11 protein-coding genes, 1 tRNA gene and 2 pseudogenes are annotated in these 13,113 nt (G+C 34.6%); 5 read left to right on the top strand and 9 right to left on the bottom strand.

The genetic code is table 11. The annotated features are described in order from the left end of the window. From OUY_RS04890 to OUY_RS04860, 7 genes are all read right to left on the bottom strand, one after another. On the bottom strand, positions 1–780 hold the full coding sequence (locus OUY_RS04890; RefSeq protein ID WP_007302062.1) for an SDR family oxidoreductase: 780 nt from the start codon (positions 778–780) through the stop codon (positions 1–3). A gap of 5 nt (positions 781–785) precedes the next feature. Then, on the bottom strand, positions 786–1,430 hold the full coding sequence (locus OUY_RS04885) for an alpha/beta hydrolase (protein WP_010402683.1): 645 nt from the start codon (positions 1,428–1,430) through the stop codon (positions 786–788). Between the two features lie 82 nt (positions 1,431–1,512). Next, complete coding sequence (locus OUY_RS04880; protein WP_139686841.1) at positions 1,513–1,878, bottom strand: hypothetical protein; 366 nt, start codon at positions 1,876–1,878, stop codon at positions 1,513–1,515. Between the two features lie 94 nt (positions 1,879–1,972). After that, positions 1,973–3,769, bottom strand: a complete 1,797-nt coding sequence (locus tag OUY_RS04875; RefSeq protein WP_139686840.1) for an aminopeptidase P family protein — start codon at positions 3,767–3,769, stop codon at positions 1,973–1,975. A gap of 8 nt (positions 3,770–3,777) precedes the next feature. After that, positions 3,778–5,826, bottom strand: a complete 2,049-nt coding sequence (gene mnmG, locus OUY_RS04870; RefSeq protein WP_139686839.1) for a tRNA uridine-5-carboxymethylaminomethyl(34) synthesis enzyme MnmG — start codon at positions 5,824–5,826, stop codon at positions 3,778–3,780. An 89-nt stretch (positions 5,827–5,915) separates the two neighbouring features. Further along, positions 5,916–6,443: a hypothetical protein gene (locus OUY_RS04865; RefSeq protein ID WP_139686838.1), complete on the bottom strand. Its 528-nt coding sequence runs from the start codon at positions 6,441–6,443 to the stop codon at positions 5,916–5,918. 147 nt (positions 6,444–6,590) lie between these two features. After that, positions 6,591–6,666 (bottom strand) — tRNA-His (locus OUY_RS04860). 144 nt (positions 6,667–6,810) lie between these two features. Here OUY_RS04860 and murJ point away from each other — a divergent pair. Continuing rightward, positions 6,811–8,298 (top strand): murein biosynthesis integral membrane protein MurJ, encoded by a 1,488-nt coding sequence (murJ, locus tag OUY_RS04855; RefSeq protein WP_139686837.1) that lies wholly within the window; start codon positions 6,811–6,813, stop codon positions 8,296–8,298. Here the strand turns inward: murJ and OUY_RS06580 are convergent. Continuing rightward, complete coding sequence (locus OUY_RS06580) at positions 8,262–8,417, bottom strand: hypothetical protein (RefSeq protein WP_246038740.1); 156 nt, start codon at positions 8,415–8,417, stop codon at positions 8,262–8,264. The genes murJ and OUY_RS06580 overlap by 37 nt on opposite strands. A gap of 65 nt (positions 8,418–8,482) precedes the next feature. Here OUY_RS06580 and OUY_RS06575 point away from each other — a divergent pair, with 65 nt between their 5' ends. Both OUY_RS06575 and OUY_RS04845 read left to right on the top strand, forming a co-directional pair. After that, on the top strand, positions 8,483–8,698 hold the full coding sequence (locus OUY_RS06575; protein ID WP_010402720.1) for a hypothetical protein: 216 nt from the start codon (positions 8,483–8,485) through the stop codon (positions 8,696–8,698). After that, positions 8,695–11,175, top strand: coding sequence for an AsmA family protein (locus OUY_RS04845; protein ID WP_139686836.1), 2,481 nt, complete (start codon positions 8,695–8,697; stop codon positions 11,173–11,175). The genes OUY_RS06575 and OUY_RS04845 overlap by 4 nt, the downstream gene beginning before the upstream one ends. A 69-nt stretch (positions 11,176–11,244) precedes the next feature. Here the strand turns inward: OUY_RS04845 and OUY_RS04840 are convergent, their stop codons facing one another. Beyond that, complete coding sequence (locus OUY_RS04840) at positions 11,245–11,535, bottom strand: ankyrin repeat domain-containing protein (RefSeq protein WP_246038738.1); 291 nt, start codon at positions 11,533–11,535, stop codon at positions 11,245–11,247. Positions 11,536–11,649: 114 nt separating this feature from the next. Here OUY_RS04840 and OUY_RS04835 point away from each other — a divergent pair. Both OUY_RS04835 and OUY_RS04830 read left to right on the top strand, forming a co-directional pair. Further along, positions 11,650–12,737 (top strand): annotated as a pseudogene (locus OUY_RS04835) (IS481 family transposase). A 34-nt stretch (positions 12,738–12,771) separates the two neighbouring features. After that, positions 12,772–13,113: pseudogene (locus OUY_RS04830) on the top strand (IS110 family transposase); the annotation flags it as partial.

The raw sequence follows: 13,113 nt of genomic DNA, 5'->3' as shown, positions 1-13,113 counted from the left end.
CTATTCTAATATATACAAACTCTTTAAACCCACCTTGTAATCAGGATAAACTAGAGAGACACCAAGGTCTTTTTTAATTTTAGTATTGCTTACTTTTTTTGACCCTAAATAAAAACCCCGTGCGTAATTTGGTACGGAAGAAATCTCAACTGGCTCTGGAGGGCTAATATTGAGAAGCTCGGCTGCATACGTGACCACTTCAGATTGCGTAGCAGGTAAATCATCTGCACAATTGTATATCTCATAAGGCTTTATATTTTGCATGGAAGAAAATAAAATATTCGATATATCTTCAACATGAACACGAGAAAAAATTTTTTTCACATTTCTTGCTTTGCCAAGCTGCAGGTCAATTAGCGCATTTCTACCAGGACCATATATCCCAGCCAAACGAAAAATATGTACAGGCAATTTGCTACTTAGCCACTTCTTTTCAGACTCAAGGCGCTTTTCTCCTCTAATTTCTATAGGCTTTGTTTCAGATTCCTCATTCACCCAATTACCACAGTGGTCACCATAAACATTAGTTGCAGACAGATAACCAAGCCATTTAATATTCTCCAGACAATGACCGTATCTCTCCATAACATCATCGCCGTCTGGAGGAATAGAAACTAAAACATGCGTTACGCTTTTAAGCAGATCTTGATCAACCTTTTCATAATCAAAAAGTTGTATATCTTTATTTCTTGATGTACCGTTAACTTTCCAGCCTAAATTTAGCAATTTTTTCGATAGAAATTTAGCTACATATCCGTAACCAAAGCAAAACAAGTGCATGGAAATTAATTTCCAAAATTCTTCTTGATAAACTCAACCCCCAACCTTATTCCTTCTTCATTAATAATATGGCCTAATCCATGAATTGGGTATCCTTGAGCGTTTACTCCATTTTCTTTCAGAGCTTTAACCGCTAAATCAAGGGAAGAAAAAGGTACCACATCATCAGCGTCACCATGAATAATACATATGTTAGGTTTTGATTTTATCTCCGGTGCAGTTTTTGAAGGCGAAAGAAATCTACCAGAATACGCAACAACTGACGCACAAGACTGAAGCCGGGTAAGAGCCACATGTATTGCAAGCATTGCCCCTTGAGAAAATCCAACTAAAGAAAGCTGAGTATCTTTTAAATTAAGCTCCTTTAATTTTGTATCAATAAAATGATTTACAATTGATGCAGCATTTTTCACCCCATTATATAGTGCTTCTTCACTACGATCCTCTAAACTAAACCACTGATAACCATCACCTATTTCCCTCTCAAACGGAGCATTCGGTACCACAAAACATGAATCGGGTAAAAATTTGCTCATAACTTTAGCAAGGTGAGCGAAATTATCGCCACTTGAACCCCAACCATGAAAAAAAATAATCAAATTTTTCTTATTTCCATTTGGACAAATTTCTTGGCTTTTAAGTTCAATCATCTCTTTATGTTTTTATTTAACTTTAATGGCGATACCAAATTTCAGCCTCACTATTATTAAGCAAATTTGATATGAATAAATACTACTTAGCTTCAACTTTATCTATCAATCTCTTGACCATACCTCTCAGTTTTTTGCTAGAATCATCAAGCTCTTTAATTTGTGAGCTATCTTTTTCCATGATCCTCTTATAGTCCTTCCTTATGTAGCTAATCATTCCTTGCATCTGAGCAATCATCTTGTTGATATCCATGCTATCAACATCAGGTATCATACTAGACATATTTCCTTCTAACATACCGCCAGCCATAAGCTGCTGAGACATTTGCATGAATGGCTTTAAGGTCTGTTGAAGCAAATTAGGGTCGCTTGCCAATTTTTCTATTTGCTCTTTGCAAGTATCCATGTACTGCTTCATAAATTCATCATCCTGCACTTTATCTGTCATAATTACACCTATTTGAAACTAATATTATATATTGTTTTTAATTAAAAACAATACAAGAACAACTATATTAATACTTGATTAAATGACAAATTAACTATTTTAAAGGTTCACATACTCTCTTTAACCATTCCTTATCTTTTATGCCATTTTCTATATTTTTATAAACAAATTGGTGATAGCTATTTATCCATTTAACTTCATCTTCAGTAAGCATTTGTATATCTATTAGCTTTTTATCATAAGGAACAGAGGTCAATTGTTTAAAGCTTAAGAAGACGTTTTCTCGCTTTTCAACATACATAAGATTTTCAATCCTTATTCCATACTTTTCTGGAATATAATAACCAGGCTCGTTAGAAAGTATCATGCCTGGAATGAGTTCCACTTTATTTCCTCTTGATATTGCTTGCGGTCCTTCGTGTACCGAAAGGTAACTTCCTACTCCATGTCCTGTACCGTGCATGTAATCCATTCCAAATTTCCATAAATGTATACGCGCTAATATGTCCAATTCTCCACCAGTAGTGCCAGAAGGAAAGACCGCACTTGCTATCGCAATGTGAGCTTTTAATACTATTGTGTAGTGAGCTCGTTGCTCATTGGTTGGACTACCAATTGCTATAGTTCTTGTAATATCGGTTGTGCCATCAAGGTACTGACCACCAGAGTCAATTAAATACAGCCCATCTTCTTGAATGACTTTATTTGTCTTATTGCTTGCACGGTAATGAATGATTGCTCCATTCTCGTTGAATGCTGAAATTGTTGGAAAACTCGGTTGCTTAAACAAATTCTGCTCTTTTCTGTATTCTAAAACTTTTTCTTCAGCTTCAAGCTCAGTAATTTCACTGTCAATATTGTTTTCAAGCCAATATAGAAAATTTATAACTGCTACTCCATCTTTGATGTGCGCACTTATAGCTCCAGTTATTTCAGTTTGATTTTTTACTGCTTTGTGAAGCAAACAAGGATCCTCCTTCTCAATTATCTGCTTATTTTCTATTAGACCTCTTTCATTACTTATTGTCATCCCAGTACTTGACACTGGGATCCATGCTTTTTTATTTCTGGTCAAGCGCTGGAATGACACCGAAGCTGATTTTTCATTTAAATAATGGTTATACAAGGAATCTATTGCATTCATAATGCTCATTGGAGTTGTCGTTGGATCTATCATCACTGAATTTATCTTGCACAGAGAGCTTTCCAATTCACAAATATCAAAAATACTAACATGATTATCTAAATCCGCTTGTACGGTTGAATGTTCTTTATCTTGAATAAATAAATCAACATTGCCGTTTTTATAAAGTATTGCACGACCCAATATACAAGGAGTGTATTCAGCGCTTTCATTTCTTAAATTTAATAACCACGAAATTGAATTTGGATCAGTCAGAAGCACTGCTTCAGCCTCTATGTTTTTAGCTACTCTTTCACATTTATCCTTACCACTCTCACCAGATACATGTGAGACTATTGTTTGTGCTTTATGACTACTATCTTTTTTAATTAAGTATGGTACTAGTTTACAAATGCCTTCATATTTTCTTATGTCCTTCATAGTAAAATATTGCGGATAGTAACCCAGTGAAGTAGTCAATGTTAAGTTTGCTTTTACCCATTTGTGTGGATCCTCTTCTTGTATATTATATACTCGAAAACTGCCCTGATCGAGCTGACTGCGAGCTTGTGTGATATAGCGTCCATCTGTAAAAAATGGGCACTTATTACTCTTTGTAACGATAAGTAGCCCATTTGTTCCCGTGAAGCCACATAACTCTGCTAACTCTTTTGAATATTCATTTAAATACTCGTCTTTAGTATGCAACATAAATGCATCAACATTTATTTCGTGCATAAAAGAGCGAAATTCTTCGATTTTTGACATGGAATACCTTACGCAGAATTAGCAGCTATTTTCGTTTTCTTATTCCTAAGGTACACTAATATGCTAACTATCGCTGCTGGAGTGATACCTTGTATTTGCTTCGCAATACCAATTGTTGCTGGCTTTATTGACTGCAACTTTTCTATCACTTCAGTTGACAAGCCTTTAATCTGTGAGTAGTTGAAATTAGTTGGAATTTGAGTATTAACTTCCTCTTGTAGAAACTTCATATCTGCTTCTTGTCTTACTAAATAAGGCTTGTATTTTGCTTCAATTGCAACTGCTTCATATATTTCATTCTTGGCTATGCTATCAGTTATAGTGTTATTCCAGCACATGGCGCTGGAATCTACATTTTTTTCAGTGTCAACTGCATCCATTCTATCATCATTCAAGTACTGGATCCCAGTGTCAGCTACTTGGATGACAGGAAGAGGTGCTTTGGTGTTATGCAAGTAGCTGACACTGGAATCCATGTTTAACTCTGGCCATATTTCTCGTAATTTATTCCAGTCAATATTTGGATAACCGAGCAAATTTAATGCTGTTTTTCTTATTCCATCATAAGATATTTTAATGCCATAGGACCTGAGCTGCTCAGGAGTAATTGTTAGGCTCTCTAATTTCTCCTCAAGTTGCTTAATGGATTTAAGTTTACCCTGCAAAACAGAGTATCTCTCATGCGACACAAGAGAGATGTCATAACCTTTTTGTGTCAATCTTCTATCTGCATTATCTGACCTGATTGCCAGTCTATATTCTGCACGCGAGGTGAATAATCTGTAAGGCTCAGCAATTCCCTTAGTGACCAAGTCGTCTATCATTACACCGATATATGAGTCTGTACGATGAAGAACAAAACTTTTTTGAGATAAAGAGAATGCTGCATTGATTCCGGCAATAATTCCCTGCCCGGCTGCTTCTTCATATCCAGTGGTACCATTAATTTGACCAGCAAAATATAGTCCTTTAACTTTCTTAGTTTCGAGAGTATGAAATAGCTCTCGTGGATCGATATAATCGTATTCAACTGCATATCCAGGTCTTAATATTTCTGCATTTTCAAGCCCTTTTATACTCTTTATCATTTCATACTGCACTTCGATGGGCAATGAATTTGAAATTCCATTTGGATATATAGTGTTATCATCAATCCCTTCTGGTTCTAGAAATATTTGGTGATTATTTTTTTCTGCAAATTTTTTAACTTTAGTTTCAATTGATGGGCAGTATCTTGGTGCAATAACGTTATCTAAATATGAAGAAGCTGATCTGTGAAGATTCTCTCGAATTACTTTGTGTGTATGTTCATTAGTATGAGTAATAAAACATGAAACCTGAGGCTGGTTAATTTTCTCTGTAAGATAAGAAAATGGTGTAGGTGGATTGTCACCCACTTGTTCTTGTAATACCGACCAGTTTATAGCGCCACGATCAAGCCTCGGTGGAGTTCCGGTACGTAATCTGCCCAGTTTAAAATCATACTTCTTTAGCGTATTTGCAAGCTCTATTGCAGGTTTATCTCCCATTCTTCCAGAAGGAGTTGTTTGCTCTCCTATATGAATCACACCACGTAAAAAAGTCCCTGTAGTCAAAACAACTCTGCTTGTCAGTATACGTTCACCTGAGTCTGTTATTACAGCTTTTATATAAGATTCTCCATTGCTATCACTTTCGATAAGAAAATCGTCAACTGACTCTTCTTTTACTGTCAAGTTGTTATAATTTAGAATAATTTCCTGTATTGCTTTTTTGTATAATTTTCGGTCTGCCTGTGCACGTGGGCCCCATACCGCTGCGCCTCTGCTGCCATTTAAAACGACCGAGTGTATGCTTGCTCGGTCGATAGCTCTCCCCATTATTCCATCAAGGGCGTCTACTTCTCTAACTACAACACCCTTTGCAACTCCTCCAATTGCTGGATTACAAGACATCTCTCCTATAGTTGAAATTTTGTGAGTTATAAGTAGCGTGTTTGCACCAAGGCGAGCTGCAGCTGTAGCTGCTTCACACCCGGCATGACCGCCACCTACTACCACTACATCGTACTTATGCATCTTCTTGAGTAATTCCTACTCTATAATATTCCAACTATCAGTGATTGATGTCAAATTTTACAGATTACAACATTGCACACTAACTTAGCTCAAACTGCCGTCTCTCTCGCAGAAAAAACTTTTTCAACTTTGGGAAAAATGATACTTTTATTAACTTCTTCTTCCTGAGATATTTTGACATATGTAGAATCTGTAATCGAAATTGCACTTACTGCAGATTTAATTGCTGTTTCATCTACACAATGCACTATAGCTACAGTTGCAAAAAGCCCTAAAATCGGTGCTATCAGCCCTATCATTCCACTTATTAATGTAAATCCTATTTTTGGATTAGGAAAAATAGCAGCTATGCTTCCAGCAAGTGTAACTCCAATTGCAGCGCTTGTAGATATCATCAAACTCAAAAAATTTGCTACTTTTCCATGATCCTCCTCAATAGGATCTCTTTTGCAAAACTTATATAGCAAACATTCTACGTGAAAAATCGCAATCAATGCTGGAGCTATACAACCAGCAATTCCACCTATGGCTAAAGGTGATGAAGTGTCAAAACTTAACCACCAAGCTAATACTCCTAGTGCTGACACTATACTATAAGCTAACAAACAAATATACATACAATCCCTCTCACTAATTAATAGGCATCATTTTTACTCTAAATCGCAAACTTCCCCTCCGCCATCTAAATACTAAAGCAACAAGGAATGCTAACGGACGTGCAAAAATATCTAATGTTTATATTTATGTAAAGTGGAAATTTTTAGTGGGGCGAGCGACCAGGATTGAACTGGCGACATTCAGTACCACAAACTGACGCTCTACCAACTGAGCTACGCCCGCCAAGGTATAAAATTTCTAACACACAAGCATAAATAGTCAATTAATTATTTAAGCTACCTACTTTTGCATAGAGTTTTAAGTTTAGCGAATAAACATTTTCATTTATGCTTTTAGCATTATAGTTAATCGTATTGAAATCGTGATATGTTTAAAAGTATTTTCACATTTAGTTTTTTTACAGCTATTTCAAGAATTTTAGGGCTAATAAGAGATGTATTGATTGCTACAGTTATTGGTGCAACTTCTCTTGCAGATATATTCTTTTCCTCGTTTCGCTTTGCTAATTTATTTCGATCGTTTTTTGCAGAGGGAGCATTTACTACCTCATTCATACCATTATACTCTGCAGAGTCATATGATAATAAAAAGGCATTTAATTTCGCAAGTAGTGTAATATCCATTACGTTTATTATTCTAGTAATTTTTTGCCTTATCACACAAACCTTCTTCCCTTACATGATCAAAATCTTCACTCCTGGATTTGACCAAAATAAATTTACCTTTACTGTAACTTTGTCGAAAATTATGATGCCCTACATAATCTTCGTGTCAATCGCATCACTTATTGGTGGAATGTTGCAAGTAAAACAGCATTTTGCTTCAACAGCTATTTCACCAATCATTTTGAACCTCTGTTTAATCATCAGTTTGTTTTTACCTTACATTGAAACACCGGCTCATAACCTTTCTATAGCCGTCCTGATTGGAGGGATTTTGCAGCTACTTTTAATAATATTTAGTGCATACAAATTAAAGGCTTTCTTTTCTTTTAGTTTAGAATTAAGTAACGAAGTAAAATTATTTTTTAAACGTGTGATACCTGCAATTATCAACAATTGTGTAATACAAATAAGTGTATGGATTGACACAATCATGGCGAGTTTTATACCAAATGCAGTTTCTTATATATATTATGCCGATAGACTAAATCAACTACCGCAAGGAGTAATTGGCACTGCAATTGGTACAGTACTTCTTCCTCTGATTTCAAAACGAATAAATGATACTGAGAATATAGTCAAAATACAGAACAAGGCCCTTAATATAGGGTTAATATTAATTATGCCAATAACTGCTGCTTTTATCATTATTCCTGACATAATTTTACTTACGCTTTTTTCTTACGGCCGATTTGATTATTATGCAGTGCAGCAAACTGTTCCTACATTAGTAGCATTTTCTCTTTCTTTACCCGCATTTATTATAAATAAAGTATTGCTACCCACATTCTTTGCTAGGGGAAAGCTAAAAATACCAACTATGTTCTCATTAACGTGCCTTGGAATTAATGTAATACTAAATCTCATATTAATGAACAAATACCAACATATAGGAATTGCTATTGCTACTTCCATTTCCACTTGGATAAATTCTATTTTATTGATTAATTATTTAACAATAAATAAGATGTATAAGATTAGCCAAGCATTATTACTAAATATTGTAAAAATTCTCACTGCAACATTGGTTATGTCAATAGTTCTTTATCTCTCTAATTACTTATCAGCAGGGTTGTTTTTCGATAGAGGGCTAGCTCGTATTGTTTATTTAGTAACTTTAATAGCTTTGAGTGTTATTATTTATTCTAGCACTCTTTACCTAATTTTTAGAGGAAATTTGAAATATGTATAAATTACACCCTTTGTATTGCTATATGTCATTTCAGCTACTATTCCAATATCCACTCCTTTCATCCCATAACCTATTCCTGTCATTCCAGCACCTATTCCTGTCATCCCAGTGCTTGACACTGGGATCCAGAAATTTTGTTGATTATATAATCTGGAAAACCTTATTTAAGTCACACTGGATCACAGTGTCACACACACAACTGTATGAGTGTTGTGGTTTGAGAGCAATTTCCACTGGGAACCCAGTGCTCATCAGACCAGCTTCTCATGTAAAAATGCTGTGTTTTAACATAAGAATAGCTACTTTTTTGCTAATTAACTTAATGTCTAATCAAATTTCCTGGATCCCAGACTGGGATGACAAGAAGAGAAGGGATGCTGGAATGAGAGGTCTATTATGAAACTTTCTTTATACGCCATATCATCAATCTTGTTTCTATTAATTCTCATGCACGTTGCTGCAACTTTTAAGGATTGGAGTGGCTACAGAGAATATATCGTAAAAGAGTTAGAGAAGACGTATGATGCTAAAGTACATGTTGGAGGAAAAATTGAAGTTTCGCTCATTACTCCAAAACTTACTATTCACAATGTATATGTACAATATAACAAAAACAAGGAACAAAAATTATCAGATTTAATTAGTGCAAAAAAAATTGAAATAAGGCCATCGTTGTTTTCATTTTCATTGCAACCAAAGTCAATCTCATTTTTGGGCATGAAAAGCAACAAAGAAAATTTACTTAATATTATAAATACGAAAGCCAATGATAATATAGTTGATATATTAATAAAGGACAGCCAAATAAGTTTTAACGCCGATACTATTAACATCAAGGAAGTTGCTATAAAAAAAAATAAGCAGTTTTTTGGTGAAGTACAGATTGGTGACAACAATTACGATTTTTCTGGAAAGGTTAATGTCACAAAAAATAATGTACACATTAGTGTTGATTCAAATTTTGCAAATTTGCTATTTAAAGGTAATAGAAATCAACAGGGTAATTTAACACTGACAATCAATAACAATTCCGGTTCTGTGAGCAATTTAGCAAAAATCATTAATCTTAGCTTCCTTTCTTATGTGATTCCCAGCGAAAATATTGAGATATCATCCAATATCAATATCAATGAAAGCGAGTTTACGGCAACTGATTTAAAAATTGAGTCCAAAAGCATGCAAGGCACTGGTATAATACAAAATGATAGAAAAAGTGATCATACTAATATCAATATTAGTTTTAGTAAAGTCGACCTAAAAAACGGCTCACACAAAACAACAGATATGAAGGGTCTTTTAGAATCTTTTAGAGAGGTTGTGCCAAAGAACCTGAGCTTGGATTTTAATATGGAAGCTTCAAATATTCAATATCAAAACAGGATATTGGACAAATTTCATGCTACGCTAAAATTTGCTAATGGCGAAATAAACGTTGATACTCTTCTTCAATTTCCTGGAACCAATAATATATCTCGCTTATCAGGAAGAGTTTCAAACAATGGCAACTTGTCTGAATTTAATGGTGATATATTGATAAAGGGTGAGTCGTTCATTTCACATATTTTACCTTCTATCAAGATGCAAGAAAGAGAGAAAAGTCAATTTACAGCAAGTTCTAAACTATATTTAGCACCTAGAATATTATCTCTTTCAGATATCAGATTGCTAAATAACAAAGAATCTTGGCAAGGATCAATTAAGGTAAATCACACAAAAAAACACAATATGATCGATAGCAAATTTAGCATACATAACATTAATATAGATAAATATGATTATTCATTATTCAGCAAAGTGCAATGGCTGAAAAATCTTAAATATGATGTAAATATAAGAACTAGTGTTAAAGATTCTATATTCAATGGCACAAAAATTGAAGATTTGGATTTTTCATTAAAAATACAAGAGAACAAGCTAGTTGCAGATAAAATAAAGTTATTCGGAGAAGATTTCGACATTACCGGTAGTGTAAAAATATTAGTGGATCAAAAATACACTAAGCCTTTATTAGACGTAAACCTTACAGGTAATAAATTTAATGGAAATATCTTTAAATTACCAAAACTATTAGAGGTAAAAAGAAACTCAAGAAATGAAATAAATCAAATTCAATGGTCAACAAAGCAGCTTAATTTTTTAGATGAGAAAGGAGATTTTGATGCAAACGTGCAAATCAAAACTACAGAATTTAAAATTGGGCAAAACGTCTTAAAAGATTTTAACTTGGATACAGTGATAAGAAACAACACTATCACTATCAAACAGATAAGTTACATACTAGAACATGGACAAATGTTTTTTCAGGGTTATCTAAAAGCAGGCTCAATTCACACAAAATTTTCTATTGCAAATTTGGACACCAAGGAAGTTATAGGAGTTAATAACATAAATGGCAAGATAAGCTTAAGTGGTGAAATCAAAACTCAAGGAACAAGCTTTGATGATTGGGCTAGTAACTTATCAGGAAATGTAAACTTTCAAGCACAGAAAATAGAGTTTACAAATGTGGATTTTAATTCATTCATCACTAAGTTGTTAAGCAGTAAGAATAAACCTGAAATTTCCAAGCTTGCTTACGTTGATATATATAATGGCAGTACGCTTTTTGAAAATATTAATGGAAAAGTAAGTATTAACAGTGGTGTATGTTCAACTAGTTCACAGTTTAGTATCGATCAAGCATCAGGTTCTATCTCTTCTAATTTAATCTTATCTAATTTCTCCTTAACTTCTATATTCAGACTCTTTTTCATACTACCAAATCACAATAGTCCTCTTTATATCGAGGCACACTTAGATGGCCCTATTTGGTGCCCTAAGATGAGTTTTGATGTAGACCAAATTTACAACACCTTAGTTAGCAAGAAAAATAGTTAACTCATTTAGATGTAGGATTTAAGGGACCATCTATCTTTAAGTTAGACCTTAGTAAAAGATGTTCTACTCTCACCAATGATAAAACTGATTGATTGTTTGTACATTCTCAATGCTTGCGTCGCTGCAGCTTGTGCTTGGACTCTCTGTCTCTCCAAGCAATAACTGTGTTATCTCCGTGTAGCCTTCACAAACAGACAAATGCAAAGGAGTAAAACCAGAATTGTCCACTGCATTAACATTTGCTCCGTTTTTAAGCAATAATTTCATTTCCTCTAAGCGGTTTCCGCAAGCAGCATAATGTAAGGGAGTAGCACCCTTATGATCTGCTGCATTAACATTCGCTTTGCATGTCGATAACAATTCTATATGAGGAAGAGTAAATCGAGAATTACTTACTTATAATAGTTTAGACTTGATCTGACAAGCAAACAAAGTAAGATAAAAATATAGACAAGTTTTAAAGGAGTGTCAGATATGAATACAACACAAGAAAAAATACTAAAACCAAAGTTGGGATTGCTAGAACTTGCAAAGCAATTAGGAAATGTATCACAGGCGTGTAAAGTAATGGGATATTCAAGGGATACATTTACCGCTTCAAAGAACTGTATGAAACAGGAGGAGAAGAGGCTTTACACGAGATAAGCAAAAGCAAGCCATTGTATGCAAATAGAGTGTCGGAGGATATAGAAAAAGCAGTAGTTGAAATAGCAATAGAGTTTCCAGCATACGGACAAGAAAGAGCAGCAAACGAACTGAAAAAGAGAGGAATTCTCATCTCTGCAAGTGGAATAAGATCAGTGTGGCAAAGAAACGATCTTGAAAATTTTAAAAAGAGGTTAAAGGCATTAGAAGCAAAAGTAGCTCAGGATGGTATCATTTTAACAGAAGAACAGATAACAGCTCTAGAAAAGGCTAAGGAAGAAAAAGAGGCCCATGGAGAAATTGAAACAGAGCATCCAGGATACTTAGGTAGCCAAGACAGTTATTATGTTGGTAATATCAAAGGTATTGGACGAATTTACCAGCAAACCTTTGTTGATACCTATTCCAGAGTTGCTTTTGCTAAGCTTTACACAGAAAGGACTGCTATCACAGCTGCAGATCTTCTTAATGATAGGGTAGTACCGTTCTTTGATGAACAGAAAGTATCATTGCTACGTGTTTTGACGGATCGTGGTACAGAGTATTGTGGCAGACCTGAAAATCACGCTTACCAGCTATATTTAGGGGTAGAAAATATTGATCATTCTCGAACCAAAGCTCGTTCTCCACAGACTAATGGCATATGTGAAAGGTTCCACAGAACTATGCAAGATGAATGTTACAATATTATCTTTAGAAAGAAAATTTACACCTCTTTGGCAGAACTTCAGTTAGACGTAGACCATTGGGTGCATTCTTACAATAGATCTAGACCGCATTCAGGTAAATATTGCTATGGTAAGACTCCTATGCAAACCTTTTTTGATAGTATGCATATTGCTTATCAGAAAAATATTGATAGCATTAAACAGGATGCTGATTTTGGTTTTGACTTTGTTAATTCTTCTGTCAGTTAATTCATGCTTGTCAGATTAAGTCTAGACTATTACACATAAGGTTACAGGAAAAGCCAGGGAATATATAGAAAAACAGATAGAATTTGCAAAAAAACAATTAGAGCAAGTTAGGCAAGACATAGAAGATATAATAAACTCTGATCCTGATTTGAAGGAAAAAAGCAAACTGCTAACTAGCTATAAAGGTGTTGGACGGAAAACCGCAAGTATCCTACTCATAGAGGTACCTGAACTTGGCAGGTTAGATAATAAGGAAATAGCTTGTCTAGTTGGAGTTGCACCAAAAACTAGTGAAAGCGGAAGGAAAGTGAGCAAGGCCCAAGTCATAGGTGGCAGATTTTATGCTCGAAAAGCATTATACATGTCTACTGTGGTT

The organism is Wolbachia endosymbiont of Leptopilina clavipes (assembly GCF_006334525.1).
Classification (GTDB): Bacteria; Pseudomonadota; Alphaproteobacteria; order Rickettsiales; family Anaplasmataceae; genus Wolbachia.
Note: the sequence above shows the minus strand (reverse complement) of the source record. Positions and strands in the feature narration are given on the sequence as shown.